18 protein-coding genes are annotated in these 16,095 nt (G+C 65.2%); 12 read left to right on the forward strand and 6 right to left on the reverse strand.

What is annotated here, in order from left to right; translation table 11 throughout:
- Window positions 1-5 precede the first annotated feature (5 nt).
- On the forward strand, window positions 6-887 hold the full coding sequence (locus tag ACQEU1_RS40060) for a hypothetical protein (RefSeq protein ID WP_433214366.1): 882 nt from the start codon (window positions 6-8) through the stop codon (window positions 885-887).
- A gap of 342 nt (window positions 888-1,229) precedes the next feature.
- Here the strand turns inward: ACQEU1_RS40060 and ACQEU1_RS40065 are convergent, their stop codons facing one another.
- Both ACQEU1_RS40065 and ACQEU1_RS40070 read right to left on the reverse strand, forming a co-directional pair.
- Window positions 1,230-1,832, reverse strand: a complete 603-nt coding sequence (locus ACQEU1_RS40065; protein WP_433214369.1) for a hypothetical protein — start codon at window positions 1,830-1,832, stop codon at window positions 1,230-1,232.
- A gap of 293 nt (window positions 1,833-2,125) precedes the next feature.
- Window positions 2,126-2,377, reverse strand: a complete 252-nt coding sequence (locus ACQEU1_RS40070) for a hypothetical protein (protein WP_433214372.1) — start codon at window positions 2,375-2,377, stop codon at window positions 2,126-2,128.
- A gap of 58 nt (window positions 2,378-2,435) precedes the next feature.
- Between ACQEU1_RS40070 and ACQEU1_RS40075 the strand changes: the two genes are divergently transcribed.
- From ACQEU1_RS40075 to ACQEU1_RS40085, 3 genes are read left to right on the forward strand one after another with little or no spacing between them, the layout of a single operon-like run.
- Complete coding sequence (locus tag ACQEU1_RS40075) at window positions 2,436-2,882, forward strand: hypothetical protein (RefSeq protein WP_433214375.1); 447 nt, start codon at window positions 2,436-2,438, stop codon at window positions 2,880-2,882.
- A gap of 57 nt (window positions 2,883-2,939) precedes the next feature.
- Window positions 2,940-3,824, forward strand: a complete 885-nt coding sequence (locus tag ACQEU1_RS40080; protein ID WP_433214378.1) for a radical SAM protein — start codon at window positions 2,940-2,942, stop codon at window positions 3,822-3,824.
- A gap of 21 nt (window positions 3,825-3,845) precedes the next feature.
- A complete protein-coding gene (locus ACQEU1_RS40085) occupies window positions 3,846-4,700 on the forward strand; it encodes an aminoglycoside phosphotransferase (RefSeq protein ID WP_433214381.1) in 855 nt (284 codons plus the stop codon).
- On the opposite strand, the gene ACQEU1_RS40090 is transcribed toward ACQEU1_RS40085, so the two are convergent.
- The 3 genes from ACQEU1_RS40090 to ACQEU1_RS40100 form a co-directional block, all read right to left on the reverse strand.
- Entirely contained in the window at window positions 4,684-5,358 is a 675-nt protein-coding gene (locus ACQEU1_RS40090; protein WP_433214384.1) for an AAA family ATPase, read from the reverse strand. The two genes, ACQEU1_RS40085 and ACQEU1_RS40090, sit on opposite strands and share 17 nt — an antisense overlap.
- Before the next feature lie 83 nt (window positions 5,359-5,441).
- Window positions 5,442-5,942 (reverse strand): NUDIX domain-containing protein, encoded by a 501-nt coding sequence (locus tag ACQEU1_RS40095; RefSeq protein WP_433214387.1) that lies wholly within the window; start codon window positions 5,940-5,942, stop codon window positions 5,442-5,444.
- Window positions 5,930-7,081: a helix-turn-helix domain-containing protein gene (locus ACQEU1_RS40100; RefSeq protein ID WP_433214390.1), complete on the reverse strand. Its 1,152-nt coding sequence runs from the start codon at window positions 7,079-7,081 to the stop codon at window positions 5,930-5,932. The genes ACQEU1_RS40095 and ACQEU1_RS40100 overlap by 13 nt, the downstream gene beginning before the upstream one ends.
- Before the next feature lie 536 nt (window positions 7,082-7,617).
- Here ACQEU1_RS40100 and ACQEU1_RS40105 point away from each other — a divergent pair.
- The 5 genes from ACQEU1_RS40105 to ACQEU1_RS40125 all read left to right on the forward strand — a co-directional run bounded on the left by ACQEU1_RS40105 (window position 7,618) and on the right by ACQEU1_RS40125 (window position 11,782).
- On the forward strand, window positions 7,618-7,959 hold the full coding sequence (locus ACQEU1_RS40105) for a hypothetical protein (protein WP_433214393.1): 342 nt from the start codon (window positions 7,618-7,620) through the stop codon (window positions 7,957-7,959).
- A 27-nt stretch (window positions 7,960-7,986) separates the two neighbouring features.
- Window positions 7,987-8,826: a helix-turn-helix domain-containing protein gene (locus ACQEU1_RS40110; RefSeq protein ID WP_433214396.1), complete on the forward strand. Its 840-nt coding sequence runs from the start codon at window positions 7,987-7,989 to the stop codon at window positions 8,824-8,826.
- A gap of 6 nt (window positions 8,827-8,832) precedes the next feature.
- Entirely contained in the window at window positions 8,833-9,693 is an 861-nt protein-coding gene (locus ACQEU1_RS40115) for a helix-turn-helix domain-containing protein (protein ID WP_433214399.1), read from the forward strand.
- Window positions 9,694-9,884: 191 nt separating this feature from the next.
- Window positions 9,885-10,919: a GAF domain-containing protein gene (locus ACQEU1_RS40120; RefSeq protein ID WP_433214402.1), complete on the forward strand. Its 1,035-nt coding sequence runs from the start codon at window positions 9,885-9,887 to the stop codon at window positions 10,917-10,919.
- Between the two features lie 29 nt (window positions 10,920-10,948).
- Complete coding sequence (locus tag ACQEU1_RS40125; protein ID WP_433214405.1) at window positions 10,949-11,782, forward strand: SDR family NAD(P)-dependent oxidoreductase; 834 nt, start codon at window positions 10,949-10,951, stop codon at window positions 11,780-11,782.
- 40 nt (window positions 11,783-11,822) lie between these two features.
- Here ACQEU1_RS40125 and ACQEU1_RS40130 read toward each other — a convergent pair whose 3' ends face one another.
- The gene (locus tag ACQEU1_RS40130; RefSeq protein WP_433214408.1) at window positions 11,823-13,337 is read right to left on the reverse strand and encodes a pentapeptide repeat-containing protein; all 1,515 of its coding nucleotides are present in this window, start codon (window positions 13,335-13,337) and stop codon (window positions 11,823-11,825) included.
- Between the two features lie 433 nt (window positions 13,338-13,770).
- Here ACQEU1_RS40130 and ACQEU1_RS40135 point away from each other — a divergent pair, with 433 nt between their 5' ends.
- The 3 genes from ACQEU1_RS40135 to ACQEU1_RS40145 all read left to right on the forward strand — a co-directional run bounded on the left by ACQEU1_RS40135 (window position 13,771) and on the right by ACQEU1_RS40145 (window position 16,020).
- Complete coding sequence (locus ACQEU1_RS40135) at window positions 13,771-14,409, forward strand: prepilin peptidase (RefSeq protein WP_433214411.1); 639 nt, start codon at window positions 13,771-13,773, stop codon at window positions 14,407-14,409.
- Between the two features lie 225 nt (window positions 14,410-14,634).
- Window positions 14,635-15,180 carry a hypothetical protein gene (locus ACQEU1_RS40140; RefSeq protein ID WP_433214414.1) on the forward strand — a complete coding sequence of 182 codons (546 nt, stop codon included), beginning with the start codon at window positions 14,635-14,637 and terminating at the stop codon, window positions 15,178-15,180.
- Between the two features lie 171 nt (window positions 15,181-15,351).
- Window positions 15,352-16,020 (forward strand): hypothetical protein, encoded by a 669-nt coding sequence (locus ACQEU1_RS40145; protein WP_433214417.1) that lies wholly within the window; start codon window positions 15,352-15,354, stop codon window positions 16,018-16,020.
- Window positions 16,021-16,095: the final 75 nt, after the last annotated feature.

Raw genomic sequence — 16,095 nt, forward strand, 5'->3', positions numbered from 1 at the left:
CCCTCATGCAGGAGCTCTACGATCGCGCGTTCGCGCGCCTGGAACGCGTGGCGGCCAAGCGTGGGGACTTCGCTCAGTGCTGGGCGGACTACATCTCCGTCCATCCGTGGGACATCGACGTCAGGAACGTCGACGCCAGAACGCTGGAGGTGCTGGCGGTCATGCGCGAGCCGGCACCGGTCGAGCTTGCCCTGATCTTCTCCGAGTGGCTTGCGGCGTTGCGGGCATCGCTCGACAACGCGATCTACGCCTTGGCCGTCGCGATCACCGGACAGAACCCGCCGCCGCACGCCGGACGCATCCAATTTCCGATCTGTTCGACGGAAGACGACTTCAAGACCCAGGCCAGGCGCCTCACCATGTTGCCGACACGCATCATCGAAGCGCTGGATCGAGGACAGCCCTACCAGTCCCCATGGGGCCCCGAAAGCAACCTGACCTGGTGGGTCAACGAGCTGGCCCGCAAAGATCGTCACCGAGAACTGCACGTCGGACTCGGCCGCGTCGACGAGCACCGCGTCAGGATCGCGCCACCGTCCGGAGTCGCCATCGAGTTCGACGAAACCGTGGAGCCGTACAGCCACATCGAGCACGAGCTGGTCGTCGCGCGCTTTAACGCCAGCCAGCCTCTGCACCCCTCGGAGATCACGGCGGACCTTCGGGGAGTCGTGATCGGACCGGAAATTCAGGCGTGGGCGGACTTTCGGCTCGATGGTCGGCGGCAGACCCTCGAGGATCGGATGATCTACACCGAGATCTTCACCCGCAACCACCTGGAGAACATGGCGCGGATGGGCGAGTGCGTGCCGCCTCGTGGATTCAGAACGTTGGATCCCGAGGAACCCGAGGACTCGGCAAAGCCCGATGTCCGAGGCACTTCAGGCTGACGATCAACGTCGGCTGGCGACCAGGTAGCACTCGTCCGCGATTGCTCGTCCCCATAGCTGAACGTGGTTCAGCGTCTTAACCAGTGCTTCACTACTGACCGAGCTGATGAGTTCGTGGGTCTGGGCGCCCGTCAAGCTGGCGCCCGCTGACCAGTGACCTTCAATGAGCAGAAGAACACTGTCCAACCTCAGCGCACCACCCACTCGCTCAGAGCGACAGCGCTTGGACGCGAGGCGAGCGCACCAGCGTCGGCTGGCCTACAGGACCCTCCACGGCAGCCCATTCCAGCTCGCCCGGCTTGCTCAACACGCTGCCGACGGTTTCACATGCAGGACCTTCTGCTACTCGGCCAGGCGCAAACAGTCGTCCACGAGCAGAACGGTCGTGCCTGCGATGTGGAAGTGACGCATGACTGCCTGATGGCCCCACTCGTCGCTGCCGGGTCCTTGCAACTGCTGGTACAAGCGGCGCGGCTCGGCGTTCATGTGGATCAACCCGCCGCCGTACAGGTAGGCCTCGGCGATCTCGCGGTCCGAGTACAACCGGGTGGGAGGCTGCTCCCCGACCCTCCAAGTGATCGTCGAGGCGAAGAGCATGCTCTTCACCGCGCGCCGATAGTCGTCGCGGATGTCCGACAAGCCCTGCCGCAGCACGGCATCGCCGATCACGGTGCCGAACAGCTTCAAGCACACGTCCAACGACGGGAGGTCACGTTGGGATATGAACGGGCGCAACACGGACGCGAGATAGTGCTGCTGGTCTGGAGTGGCCGTCGGAAAGAGGAATCTCGTGCCCGCGGTGGTGATCTGGGCCCGGAAACTGAAGGTGTAGTCCCGGATCGCGAACAGCGGGTGAGCGCGCACCTTCGCCGCCTGCGACTGGAACGCGCCAATGCGCTCGCCGATACTTGGAGCATCGGGGGACTTCGCGCGTCTGCTGCTCATGGGCGGAGGCTAACCCCGGACACCGACAATTCCGGGGCCATTTACGGCCGACGGCTGAGCCTCTGAGCACTGCCGGGCCGTGTCTCTCCTCGGCTAGGGCCCGCCAGCGGTATGTCGCTGATCATCGGGAATCACCCGAAGGAGTCGGTGCACGCGGTGTTGAGGGTAAAGGATCGATACAGGCGAGAACGGAGTCGTGTGCACTGGCACGGCGACCTCCGTTCCCGCGTGTTGTCTCGTGACCAGGAATCTGAAGCTGACGCGAACGGCCTAACCACGCCTGCTGAAGCAGTTCACTCGAGCGGACGCAGAGCGTGGAACGGAACTAACTGGTCGACGAGGTAGAGCTGCTCCCGACGACCATCGGCGTACCTGATCTCGTAGTTGACGACGCCGAGCCAGTCTCCTTCGATGCTGGGGAACCGTCCGTGCAAGCGTCCCTTCGCCTCTCCGGTCAGATCGAGGCCGGTCGCGATGACGTGCCGCTCGGCGCCAGGGTGGCGTGGAAACAGTCGGTCGAGGCTGACAGAGACCCCGGTGAGCACGGCTCGCCGGCCGTGTACGTCGTCGCCCTCCCATTTGGTGAACGGACTACGGAGCGTCATGGCTGCTCGTCAGGGGAAGGGTTCGTTGTACGCGTCGGAGGGCAAGATCGAAGTAGAGTTCCTCGGAGAGTTCGGCGCGGTCAGGGGCCGGGGTCGCTGCGGTCAATCGCCAGAAGTGGTCGGCACCGTCAGTGGCGCACGCCAGACAGCTGATGGTGGCTTCGCCGTCCTGGACGACGGCGCGGAACTGGGCGTGGCCGAGGGTGTGTCGTCCGAGCTTGCACCTCGCCGGAAGCAGGGCGACCTGCTGGCCGGTCGAGTCGTACCTGTACGTGAGCTTGCCGTCCATTTGGGACGGTTCGAGAAGGTGCCGATCCATGAGGCGAAAACCTATCACCGTCGTCGCACGTATGTTCGATTGGACGTGTGTGGCGTTTTGCCTGCCCTTCAAGGGCTTAGAGCTGGAACAACGCGGACGGTAGCCCGCTTGGGCGACAAGTCGTGATCTCCGGCGTTCTCTCCTCCAGACTCCGAAGAGCAGTCCGAGGTGGGGGAGAACAGGATGCGTTCGACGTCGTTCTTGTGGCTGGAGATCACCGGTCGCTGTCAGCTGACGTGCACACATTGCTACGCCGACAGCGGGCCGACCGGCACTCACGGCTCGATGACGGTGTTCGACTGGATCCGAGTGCTGGACGAGGCGACTTCTGCCGGTGTCTCGTCGGTGCAGTTCATCGGAGGGGAGCCAACCCTCCATCCTGGGTTGACGGGGCTCGTTGAGCACGCGCTGGCCAAGAACCTGCGGGTCGAGGTCTTCAGCAACCTCGTGCACGTTTCGGACGTGCAGTGGGAGGTCTTCGGCCGGGCAGGAGTTTCGCTGGCCACGTCCTATTACTCAGACGATCCGGGGGAGCACGCGCAGATCACGGGTCGCTCGACTCATCGGCAGACGAGGGCGAACGTCGCCGAAGCCGTCCGCCGTGGGATACCGCTCAGGGCTGGAGTCATCGACCTCCGTGACGGCCAGCGGGCAGAGCACGCGCAAGCCGAGCTCGTGGACCTCGGGGTGCCGTCGATCGGCTACGACAGGCTGCGCGAGGTCGGCCGCGGAGGTGCGGGCGGTACACCCGATACCTCCCAACTGTGCGGCCACTGCGCCCAGGGAGTTGCCGCTGTCTCGCCAGACGGAGCGGTGTGGCCCTGTGTCTTCAGCAGGTGGCTGCCTATGGGCAACGTGCTGGAGCAGCAGCTCGATGAGATCCTCGCCGGCCCACGGGCGCGCGCGATCCGGGCTGAGCTAGCGGAGGATTTCAGTCGCAATGCTCGCAGTGGGCAGTGCTATCCGGACTGCTCGCCGTCCCCGTGTGAGCCGCAGTGCAGTCCGCGGTGCTCGCCTTCCTGCAACCCGTGCACGCCGAGCCAGCGCTGTTGGCCGTCGTATCGGTGAACACGTCGTTAGGCTGATCGAATGTCCTCCCAACTGGACTGGCAGAGCGATGACTCTCACGGCCGCTGGCTCCGTCGCGAGCTCGACCGGGCGGCCGCCAAGGCCGACGCGGAGCTTGACGGTGAGCCGGTGTGGGGTTGGCGGCAGCGATCTGTCGGAGCACGCGTGCGGACACCGAACGGGCCCAGCTGGTTGCGAGTGGTGTCAGAGGATCAACGCTGGGCGCACGGCGATTTTTGGACCGGCAACGTTGACGCCGCGTCAATCTCCGGGGTGGCCAAGCCGAGGGTGCTCGACCACTGGGAGTGGACCGACGGCTCGTCCAGGCTGCGGGCCGAGCTGATGACTTTGGCACCTGGTCGCCCGTGCTCGGTCACGCCGGAGATCCGGCAGACCTTCGAGCTGCCGGACGGCTGGTGGCAGCAACTCCGCGAATCGCTGGCCGCGATCCAGAAGCAGCCCGAGCGCACACGCGTTCACCTCACTCAGGACACCATCACCCGCAGGGCTGCCGTGTTCTTCGGCGACCGCGTCGATCCGACGATCACGAACTGGGCGCCGGCCCACACCGATCTGCACTGGGCGAATTTGCTGGCGCCGGAGTGCGTGCTGGTCGACTGGGAAGGCTGGGGGATCGCGCCCGCCGGATTCGACGCGGCGACTCTGCACGTCTACTCACTGCTGCAGCCGGGGATGGCGGCGAAGGTCGAAGCCGAGCTCGGCGACCAACTGTCCACACGCGACAGCCTGCTCTCCCAGCTCTACGTGACCGGTCGGCTGCTGCTGCGCATCGAGTCGGGAGACTTTCCGGATCTCGTACTTCCACTGCACCACAATGCAGATCGCGTGATTGAGCGACTCAGTCTGAATCGGTGAGCAGGTGCCGCAGGAAGTTCTGCGGATCCGCCAGGAAGTTCCTCGTCAGCCGAACGGGTTCGGCGTCGTCGTATTCGACGTGTTCGAGCTCGCCGCTGCTGTCGATCTGGAGGATGCGTGCGCCTGGCAAGGCGAGCACGATCGGGGAGTGGGTGGCGATGACGAACTGGCTGCCCTGTGACGTGAGCTCCGCGATCCTGGAGACAAGCGCCAGGCAGCTCTTCAGGGACAGTGCGGCCTCCGGTTCGTCGAGCAGGTAAAGCCCCCTGGGACCGAACCGGTGCGTCATCAACGACAGGAACGACTCGCCGTGAGACTGCTCGTGCAGCGAGCGACCGCCGTAGGAGGGCAACAACGGCGGCGTACCGGGTTCCTTGTCCAGGCGGTCCACTTCGGAGGCGACGTTGTAGAACGACTCCGCCCTCAGAAAGAAGCCGGTACGGGGCTTGCGCAGGCCCCGCTGCAGTACGAGGTAGTCGCCAAGGCTCGACTCGGTGGCGCGGGTGGCGAACCGGAACGACTGCGAGCCGCCTTCCGGGTTGAAGCCGGCGGCCACCGCAAGAGCCTCCATCAAGGTCGACTTGCCGCTGCCGTTGTCGCCGACCAGGAACGTGACCTGCGGGTCGAGCTCGATCTCGTGTTTGAGCAGAGACCGCACGACGGGCAACGTGAAGGGGTAGCCGCCGACAGCACCAACAGAGTCCAGCCGTACCTGGCGAATGAAACCTCCAGGTTGAACTTTCACAGCTGACCCTCGGAATAGTCGGTGGATTCGCGTTCGAGCGCTCGAATCGCACGATCCACGCGCTCCGACATGTCGGAGCGCAGCAGGTGACGCGCCTCCCGGAGCGGAACCACGGCGACCTCGCTGATCTCTGGATCCCGCGGAACGAGCTGCTCGGCGTCGCTGTCGGACAGGACACCACCATCGAAGATGAAGAGCAGCTGGTCGTCCCATGGACCGTGTGCGCCGATCCAGTCGAGCACCAGCACCCGGTCCGGTTCAATGGTCAGGCCCAGCTCTTCGCCGACCTCCCGTACAGCCGCAGCACGCGGAGCCTCGTTGTCCTCGACCATGCCGCCGGGGAGATCCCAGTGCTCTTTGTAGGTCGGATTCACCAGCACGACGTGGCCGCGCTGATCCCGGATGAGCACTTTCGAGGCGACGCGCTTGCGGGCCTGCTTTGCGTTGCCTTCAGCGAGATAGGCGAACCGGGCATCGTCGTCCTTCAGACCGGCCACGTCGCAGTTTGACCTTCCTGAGCGTCGGATACGTGGCTCAGCGCACCCAGAGTGGCCAGGAAGTGCGCCACCTCAGGAACGCTGCGCGCCGACGCCAAGGTACGCCCCAGGCCGTTCAGCTGATCGAGGACGCGGGTCGAGCTGAGCGAGGCTGTCACCTTGCAGACCTCGTTGCCGAACGAGGCCGCTTCGTCCAGCCTCCCCGCGCCGACCAGGATGTTGGCCATCGTGAGCTGGCCGAACGCCCGGCTGCGAACGCGGTCGCCGGTACGCAGCCGGATCGCGGCGGCCGCGTGCTGCTCCGCCTCGGCGTATTCGGCCAGGTCGAGGAAGCATTGGGCTGCCTCGCTGGCCAGGGACGCCTCGTCGAAGTTGGCGATCCAGTCGGCCGGCTTCTCGCTCACCGCCCGGTCGAGCAGCGACTCTGCCTGGTCGAGGGATTCTGCGCAGGCTTGGTGCTCGCCGACGAGCGCGAGCGCCCTGGCGCGCATCGTGTGCAGACGCGCGGTGAGACGCAGGGTGCCGTCGGCCTGGCTCGACTTGGCGATTCCGGTGGAGGCGATCCGCAGGGCGTCGGAGTGCTTCCCCAGTTCGATCGCGAGATGCGACATGGACGCGCAGGAGTTGCCGGCGAGCGCGTTGTTGTCGGCGGCAACGGCCAAGCGGAACGCGCGTTCGAAGTAGGCGCGAGCGCGCTCGTTCTGCCCGCTGTCGTGCGTCATCCAGCCGGCTATCTCGGTCATGGACGCCGCTGCGGAGAAGATTCCCGCAGTCGAGGTGCCGCTGTGTGCGTCGAGCAGGTGCGGCGCGATTTCCTGGCTCAGGTAGAGCTCGACGGACGGGAGCAGCACGCCGCCGCCGAGTCGCCTGTCCGTCTCCTGGAACGCCAACGCAGCACCTTGGATCCGCTGGACGACGTCGTGTCCGGACGACCGGGTCTTCTGCGGGACTGCGGGGGTCGACGCGCACTTCTGATCCGGGTGAAGGAGTTCGACCAGCTCTGTGGAGGTGACTTCCAGCGCCGCGGCCAAGCGCGGCTGGAGGGACGGATCTGGTGGGTTTTCCAGCCGGTCCCACCTGCCCACGGTGACCCGGCTGACTTGCAGGTGGTGTGCGAGCTTCTCCTGGGTGAAGCCCATGGCCTCACGATGCAGTGCGAATGCACTTCGCCACCTGGCCATCGGTGCCCCCGGAGAATGTCAGCAGACTCTCGCGAGCGTATCGCGCGAGATTCGGCGGACGACGACTCTGGAACTGGGAGTTCTGTTTTCACTCGATCGGGTCAATGCGGCATTTCCGCTGTTCAGCGATCTGCGTGTGGCAAATGTGTGTCATCTGCGCGGCATCTGCGAGGTGGTCGTAGGTGGTGCTCGCGGCGTCTACTCGATCACGCCCACCGGTTTCGCAGACGACGTCAGCGAGTGGAGGCGCGCACATGGCAAAGCGAGAGGGAACGGTTCGCGTGGTTGTGAGGCTGACCTATACGCAGGCGTCGGTGCTCGCACGTGCGGCGGTAGTCGTCACGTCCGCTCTGGATTGCAAAGAGGTCAACGCCGCCGACCAAGGACTTCGCGAGTTTCGTTCCGCGACCGCCGAAGCTTTGTCTCGGGACATCGTGCCCAAGGTGGCTGCTGGATCGGAACGCCGAGCCAGCTAGTTGTGAGAGGAGCCACCGATGAGCAACCAGGTCTTGTCCGCAGGCCTCCGCCGGAATCTCGACGAGCACCTCGACCGCGTCACTCAGGTCGCTGTGGAGGGCGACGCTGGTACGGCGCTTACTTTTATGCGCCAACATGTTCCTGGCATCGTTGCCGCGTTGAAGGTCCTCGCCGACGAGCATCAGGCGGACGAGAACGGTCACTGCTCGAAATGCCGAAGCGGACCGTTCTGGCGTCGAGTGGCGGCGCCTTGTCGCATGCTTCTCGACGTCCACCTTGCTGTGACGGTGGCGGCGACGACCGCGCGCGCCTGCGCAAGTCCTCAGAGCCACAGACTGCGGTCAACCTCTTCCGCCTGAATCTGCCACTACTGCAAGGAAGCAGCCATGCCAATTAGGGTTTCCACCGTACGCGGGCGCGAGTTCGGAGACGGTGTTCGCGCGGTCGTCGAGGGGTCTGGTCTGACCTCGCGTCAGGTCGCGATGTTGGTCGGCTGCGACGAAGGCAAGATCTCGGAGGTGCTGAACGGCAAGCTCCAGCTCAGTGCGCTGGAACTCGCGGTGCTACTGAGCGTGTGTCGTCCGAAGGCGGCGGAGCGTGATCGGTTGCTGGAACTGCACCCCGCCCAGGACTGGCTGGGGTGGTGGCAGCAGCACGGACAGCACTCGCCGGCTTGGCCGGCTACCGCGGCTGCGCAAGTGCGAGTGGCGAAGGAGCTGATCGACTGGCAGCCACATGTGTTGCCTGTCTTCTTGCGGACGGACGAGTACGCGCGTGAGCTGATGGTCGCTTCAGGAGCCGTTGCGCAGGAAGAAGAAAAGCAGGAGGAACGGGTGCTTGCGCCTGGGCGGTTGCGGAACCTGCTCAGGGATCGCCTCGCCTGCACCTTCTACATCCACGAGTTCGCTCTGAGGCTCCAGGTCGGCGGCCCTGCGGTGCAGAAAGAACAGCTGCTGTACCTGACGTTGTTGGAGAACTGGACTTACGTCACCATTCGCGTCGTGCCCGCCTCGGCCGGTGCACACGCGGGAGTGACAGGCGCGTTCACCCTGCTGAAGTTCCCCAAGTACGCGCCTGTCGTCTGGCTGGAAGCCCTGAACTCCAGCACGTTCCTCGAGCAGAAGGACTCGGTCAAGGGATACGAGACAGCCGTGAAGCAGCTCGACAAGGTCAGCATGGGACAGCAGGAGTCGTTGAAGTTCATCAACGATCTCCAGAACTGGTGAACTCTCATGCCGAAGGATTTCCGAGCCACCGCACTGGAGCGCGCCGTCGGTCGACAGCTGGCCGGGTGGCGCGCCGAGCGCGAGCTGAGCCTCACCGAGGCCGGTCGGCGTGTGGGCTTCAGCAGCGCCAAGCTGTCCATCATGGAGAACGCGGTGCAACCGTCGGCAACGCTGGACATCATGGCACTCGGCTACGTGTACAAGGTGCCGACGCCGGAGTGGCAAGCCGTGGTGTCGCGCGCGCAACATGCGGAACGGGTACGCAGGCGGGCGTCGGAGAGCGAAGTCAACTTCGATCCGGCGGCGGACTTCGCGAACCTCGTGTTCGAGGCGACGGGTCTGCGCGTGTTCGCGACGGACATGGTTCCGGCCGTGTTCCAACTTTCCGAGTACTCGTCTGCGGTCATGCGGTCCGACGACCCGGCGCGGACCGCCAGGCAGGCGATGGTGCGCGAAGCGTGGTCCTCACGCCTGAACGGCAACGAACCGCTGACAGTGCAAGCCGTGTGCTCGGAGGCCGTGCTGCGGCAGGAAGTAGGCGGCCCGCGGGTGATGAGAGCGCAGTTGATGCACCTGATGGAGGTCAGTGAACACGAGGCGGTGAGCCTGCGGGTGGTGCCGTGGTGTGCGGGGGCGCATCCGGCGATGGGGTCACCGTTCACGGTGCTCAGGTTCCCTCACCGCCAGCACGACGACGTGGCGTACATGGAGACGTTCTTGAAGGCGGAGTACATCGAGGAGCCAGGGCTCGTCGAACAGTGCGCGCAACGCTTCGTGAGCTTGGAACAACTCGCCCTCGGACCGGGGGAGTCGCTGGAGCTCATCGCGGAGGTGGCTGCGGGTGAAGCTCACGTGCTGCAGCGCTGAGGTCGGTGGACTCAAGCAGCACTCACGCGGAGCGCTCGGCCTGTCTGCAGTGAGCACCACAACCAATTGATTCACTCAACTGAATGAACTGAAGGCCGCATCGTCGGCTTCTTGGAGGAGCTCCAAGCAAAGCCCGGTTGGCGGAGTTAGCCTGCTTGAGCAGGCCAATCTTCGACCGGGGGGACGGAGCTATGGCGGCTGACTGGGTGTTGGTCGAGACATTTGGTGGGGTTCGGCAGGAACCGACCGTGCTGGCGGTGGGGAACAAGCCGAAGAACATGGTCACCGTTCGTTCGGTGCTCGGGCGGGGGCCATTCCTGCCCGACGTGCTGGGCGCGATCACGCGGGTGGTCGTAGGCCGGGAACCGGTCGAGGCGCGGACAACCGCAGGTAGGCGGCGCGTGATCGCGTACCCGCTGCTCGCGCACGGAGGGGAACCGGTCCACGGCGTCCAGCTGTGGGTAGGTCCGCTTGAGGAAGACCCTCCGCCGCGGCCTGCTGCCGGCGCTTGGCACATCAACCTCGCCCGGCACGTCAGCTGCAGGTCCGACGACCTGCTGAGGCTCTACGGGACTCGGCCGGACAGGTGGCGGAACGAGCACGACCTGGCTGAGCTCTTCGCCTACAAGAGGCTCCAGACCAACTCGGACGAGTCGAAGGCGTTGGCGCTGATTGTCAACGCGACCGCTGGTGCGGAGCACCTGGCCACGTGGACGGTGAACCGGGACGACGGGGTCAGGCGAGCGGTGCGCTTCGCCTGCCGATGCGTAAAGATCCAGACTCCCGGTGGCCGGACGGAGCTGGTCGTCCGCGGCATCACCTACGACATCGGTCCGGCCGAGGCCGTGCCTGCCGCGCCGCCGCCCATGCCGGTCCTGCTCGCGCAACAGGTCCTTGCGGCCGAGGCACGGCCTGGACGCTGGCGGGCGATCGTCGACCTGCGCACGATGAGGCTGCTGAAGTGGGTCGACAACCCCATGCCCGGCGTGGCGTGGACGCTCGGCAGATCCCACCGTCCCGCCATCCACCGTCAGGACCTGCGCACCGCGCTCGGCCTGTCCAACGAGCTGGCTTCGAGCGGCCGAGCCACGGGAGTGCTGCGGCTTCGGGCGGATGACGGAAGCTGGATGAAGACGAACGTCTCCGCTGCGCTCATGGCTCTGGACCAGCACACCACCGCGGCGCTCGTCACCCTGACCCTGGCCGAACGTGGGAAGGTCGACTGAGTGGCCGGCCGCGGGGAAGGTGCTGGGTCTTGAGCTGTTACGAGGGCAAGGTCTCAGTGATCACCGGCGCTGGGGCTGGAATCGGTCGCGCTCTTGCGGTTGAGCTTGCACGACGTGGAGCTCGGCTTTCGCTGCTCGACCGCGATTCTGCTGGGCTGGAGGAGACGCTCCGCCACTGCGAGGCGGTTGGAGTGCGGGCGCTCGTGCAGGTCGTTGACGTGACGGACTGGGAAGCGCTCCAGGCCGCCGCGGAGGTTGCCGAGTCCGAGCTGGGTGGCGTGGATTCGGTGTTCGCGGCTGCCGGAGTCATCCATCGGGGAAGCCTGCTCGACTCCGACGTCGAGGACATCGAGCGCGTCATGGCGGTGAACTGGCGGGGGCTCATGTACACCGTCAAGGCGCACCTGCCGTTCGTCGTCAGGTCGAACGGTGGTCGTGTCGTTACGTTTTCGAGCGCGTTCGGTCTCGTGGCGACGTCGAAGTACACGGCGTACAACTCGTCGAAGTTCGCGGTCCGCGGCTTCAGCGAGTCGTTGCGGCAGGAGCTCGCCGACGCCGGTAGCGGGGTTTCGGTGACGTGCGTGTTCCCTGGAGGCGTGCGGACCTCGATAGTCCGCAATGGGAGCTTCGCGGGCCCTGAGAACCGAGAGGCAGTGGCCAGGGGCTTCGAGAAGAAGGTCGCCCGCACCGAGCCCGAGGAAGCGGCATTGACAGTCCTAAGTGGAGCAGAACGTCGTCGCGCAAGGGTCTTCGTCGGTGCCGACGCGCGCATGGTGGCCGTCCTCGCTCGTCTGGCTGGAGGTCACTACCAGGACCTAATGCCGTTTGCGGAACGGTTGCTCGGACGTCGCCGCGGTAAGTGAACAACCGCTTCGGAGGCGCGCGCGGAGTTGTTGTTCGGATCTACCACTCAGAACCATGGTCGGGCGGCGGGTGCTGAGGTGGTGTGACGTTGTGATCCGACCCTGTGAAAGGTCTGATCTCACCCGGAACATGACCGCCGCCGAACTGTGCCTGGTTGAAATTGGCGCCGCTGGCGAACTGGACCTCGGTGAACCAGGGATGGGCGTTGAACTGCGCCCCGCCGAACAGGGCTTTCCCGGCAAACTGAGCATTGCTGAATCCGGCGAGTCCGTCGAACTGTGCCCTCATGAACTCGGCTTCGCCATCAAAATTTGCCCGACCGTAGTCGGCAGCTCCGGCAAAGCACGTCTCGTTGAACCAGGCGGTACCGGTGAACCTCACCTTGAGAAACTGAGCAGAGCCAGCGAACGTCGCCTTGCTGAACCTGGCTGTGTCGGCGAACCACGCCTTGTTGAACCAGGCGTGGTCCTCAAACCGGACGTCGCTGAACCCGACGGGACGGTTGAATTTGGCGTCGCCGAACCCGGCAACGTCGGCGAACTGTGCCTCGTCGAACTCGGCGTGGCTGGCGAAGCGCGCCTCGTTGAACCAGGCGGGGCCGTCGAACTTTGCCCCCTTGAACCTGACGATGCTGGCGAACTGCACCTTCTCGAAGCTGACAGGGCCGACGAACTTCACTTCGTCGAACTCGGTGCGAGCGTTGAACCGCGCACCCTCGAACCTGGCGTTGGCGTTGAACTGCGCGCTGACGAACTGAGTGGTGCCGGTGAAGCATGTGCTGGTGAAGGTAGCGGTGCGGGTGGCGCTGTGCGAAAGGTCCAGGTTGATGAGAGTGGCTTCGGTCAGGTCGAGATCGACATCTGCCCAAAAGGTAGGGGCCAGGTTGTTGGGGTCCGCTCCGGGCCGGAGATGGTGGGTGAGGATGCGTTGAGCTGTGAGTCTGACTTCGCGTTCTTGGACTTGTTCGCGGTGGAGGTCGGCTGTCTTCGCGGGAGGATTCTCGGTGGGTAGGTCGTCTGGGAGCGTGTAGGGCATGCGTAGGTAGGCGCAGAGGACGTTGACTATGGTCTGCCTCTGGTTCTCGTGGTCCTGGGCTAGGCGTTCGAGCGCGTAGAGGCCAGCGAGTCGGACCGGGGCTTTGTCGGAACCGAGTTGTTCAGCCGCTTTGGTGTAAAGATCGGTGATGCGGCGAGCCTCTGCGTCCCGTTCGGTTGCGGTGGCTGTGCGTAGTTGAAGGTCGTAGGCGCGAGCGACATCGGCCTGGTCGCGTTCCTTCTGCTGAAGCGCGATTTCGGCGGCGCGTTGGCGCCGCCAGGCGAGGTAAAGGCCGAAGAGACCACCGGTACCTAGCAGGACGGTGAGCGCGATGCGGATGAGTTCGAGCTGGATCGTGGCTTGCCCTGCTGCGCTGCCCATGAGTAGTCCGACCGTGGTCAGCAGGCCGCCAACGACTACCACGACTCCCACGACTACGGCGGTCAGCGTCCGTTTGGCGACGGGCTTGAGCCGAGTTTCGGGAGCGCGATCAGGGCGAGGCACCGGCGCGTTCGTCACCGGCTGATCATCGCTCAAATCCAGGCCTCGCAGGCGATCAAACACCCGAAGTGCTACGTGCTCGCGGACTTGCAAGATTCGTCGGGACGGGTCCTGCCGTCTCGTTCAGCTGATGGGTCGAGATGACAGGTCGCTGAGCTGAGCGATGACAGGCAGGTTTGGACGATCATTGGAACACCGGTTGACGTGATCGCCGCCACTGCCTACGCTAGGCCAATCGGACTATTCCGATTGGGTTGGCTTTGTCGCTATCGAGCTGATCCCTGAAACGCACACGTGAGGCAGCCCTTGGGCTGACCTCGAACGCGATCGGGGATCACGATGTCTCGGCGACCATTCGCTACCGGCAAACACTTTCCGCCGCTGCGCAACGCGTCGTTGCGCTTGCCTGCGTTGATCACTCCCTTCGAACTTTCAGCTGCTGGAGGGCGTGATGATCACGTTGTCCTACGGTCTACTTGGCGTGGCCGCCGGACCGCTGGTGGTGCTCACCGCCTTCTCGATCGCGCGCCACGAACCGGTGCACTGGTCGCTGACCGGTTGGCCTCCGAGTACTGCTTCCCTTGCCGCGAGCATGTTTCTGGGTTCTTCGCTGACGTACGTGGCGCTGGTCGTACCGCGGTCCGCGGAGATGCTGGCCTGGCTGCTGATCGTGGGAACGGTCCTCGCTCTGGTCGATTCGGCCTGCCACCTCCTGCCGCACAGGGTCGTCGGCCTGCTGTTCCTCGGGGGCTTGGCGTTGATCGGTGCCCAGGCACTCGTGCGGCGCGAGTTCGAACCGCTGCTCCGGGCGGGAGTCTCGAGCATCGCGGTATTCGCAGCCGGATTCCTCCTGTACCAGAGGTTCACCGCCGAGCTCGGGTTCGGCGACGTCACGTTGGCCACGGCCTTGGCGCTGTACCTGGGTTGGTTTGGCTGGGCGTCTGTCTTCTTAGGACTGACAGTGGGATTGCTGGCGGCTTCCTTCGTCATGCGGATGTTGCTCATCGCGAAGCGGGTCGGCCGTCACGATCCAGTGGCGCTCGGTCCGGCACTCCTCGGCGGAGCCGTCTACGTGATGTTGCAGGCCTGACAGGGGTTGTGTGATGTGCCTGCCACTTCCGGAACCCGATCCCGTCATCGCGTACGAGGCGCCAAGGGCGCTTCACCGCGCCTGCGCGACCTTCGTGTTCATCGTGTTGCTCGCGCAGGCTGAAGAACTTCGCCCGGAATTCACTTTCACTCCGGGCGCCCGAGTCGTGGTGGTCTCTGTGCCCCCAATCGAGGCCACCACGACGACAACTTCCACCGTGCCGACATGGAGGCCGCGATGAAGAGGACCACGATGTTGCTCGCGCTCGGCGGCGTGTTGGTGGCGGCGAGCGCATGCGACCGAGGGCCAACGCCGTCCACATCGTCTCCCGAGACGACGTCTGCTGTGCAACCGGCGGAGCTGGCCAGTACGAGCGCGGTCGTCGCCTACAAAGGGATGTGGGAGGCCTTTGCTGCCGCAGGCGTCACGTCGGATCCGGATTCGCAGCGACTTGGTCAGCACGCGGCCGGCGTTGCGTTGGACAAGCTGAAACGCAGTCTGCGGTCAGACCGGGATAAGGGGTTGGTCAGCAGAGGGGAGCCGGTCCTCGCTCCGAAGGCGTCGGATGTGAAGCCGGTCGATGTCCCAACGAGGGTCCAGGTCACCGACTGCGGGGACTCGACGAACTGGCTGAAGTACCGCAAGGACACCAACCTGCTGGCCGACGACGTTCCAGGCGGCCTGCGGCTCATCGAGGCCGTGGTCGACAAGCAGTCCGACGGCACGTGGAAGGTCTCGGACTGGGCGGTTCACGAGATCGGGAGCTGTTGAGCGATGCGACGATCACTCGTTCTCGCGGTAGCGCTTCTTCTCATCGCGCCGCCGCCCGCGGAAGCGGATGATGCCTGGGGCACAGCCACTTGCGCTCAGAATCCCTCACCGTGGTGCCAGGTCTCGGCAGGGAGACGCCCGGACGGTTCGACCAGCCAAGCTCAGCGCCCGGTGGGCGGCCAGGAGCAGAACGGCGGCGACGACGAGCTGCTCGGCTGCCGGTACGTACCTGCTGGACCGAAGCCCGGTCAGGAGACGCCGAAGGAGCCTGGCGGGTGGTTCATGATGCTGTGCTCCCCGGACGGGAAGGACCCGAACTCCCGCGGTCCGATCTGGGTTCCGGCAGGAGCCGACGCTCCACCACCCAGCCCGGAGCAGGTCGCGGAGATGGCCGCCAAGCGGTTGCGCCTGCCCAAGCCGAAGATCCGGGCGAACCCGGCCGGAGAGCAACTGGTCAACCTGCCCACCTGGATGTGGCTGGATCGCGACAGCTGGGGCGACGTCTCGGCCACGGCGTCCGTGCCCGGTGTGTCGGTGACAGCGGTCGCGAAACCCCAGTCCTCCACGTGGTCGATGGGTGACGGCAGCTCGGTGACCTGCACCGGTTCGGGCACGCCGTTCACCTCGGGCGACGATCCCAAGAGCGCCTCGCCCGACTGCGGGCACACGTACAGGTCCTCTTCGGCCGGTCGGCCGTCGCAAGCGTTCCTCGTGAGCGTCAAGGTGCAGTGGACCGTGACCTGGTCCGGCGCCGGTCAGAGCGGGACGTTCCCGAACCTGTCGACCAATGCCTCGGCCACGTTCCGCGTGGCCGAGAGCCAGGGGATCACGACCGGCTGACCACCTCACGTCCGCCTCGACAGGCGGTCCGCACAAACACATCCGCTGGTTGAAGGCACGTCGAACCGCTGAACC

The sequence above is a fragment of the Lentzea sp. CA-135723 genome (assembly GCF_050936595.1).
Lineage (GTDB): Bacteria > Actinomycetota > Actinomycetes > Mycobacteriales > Pseudonocardiaceae > Lentzea.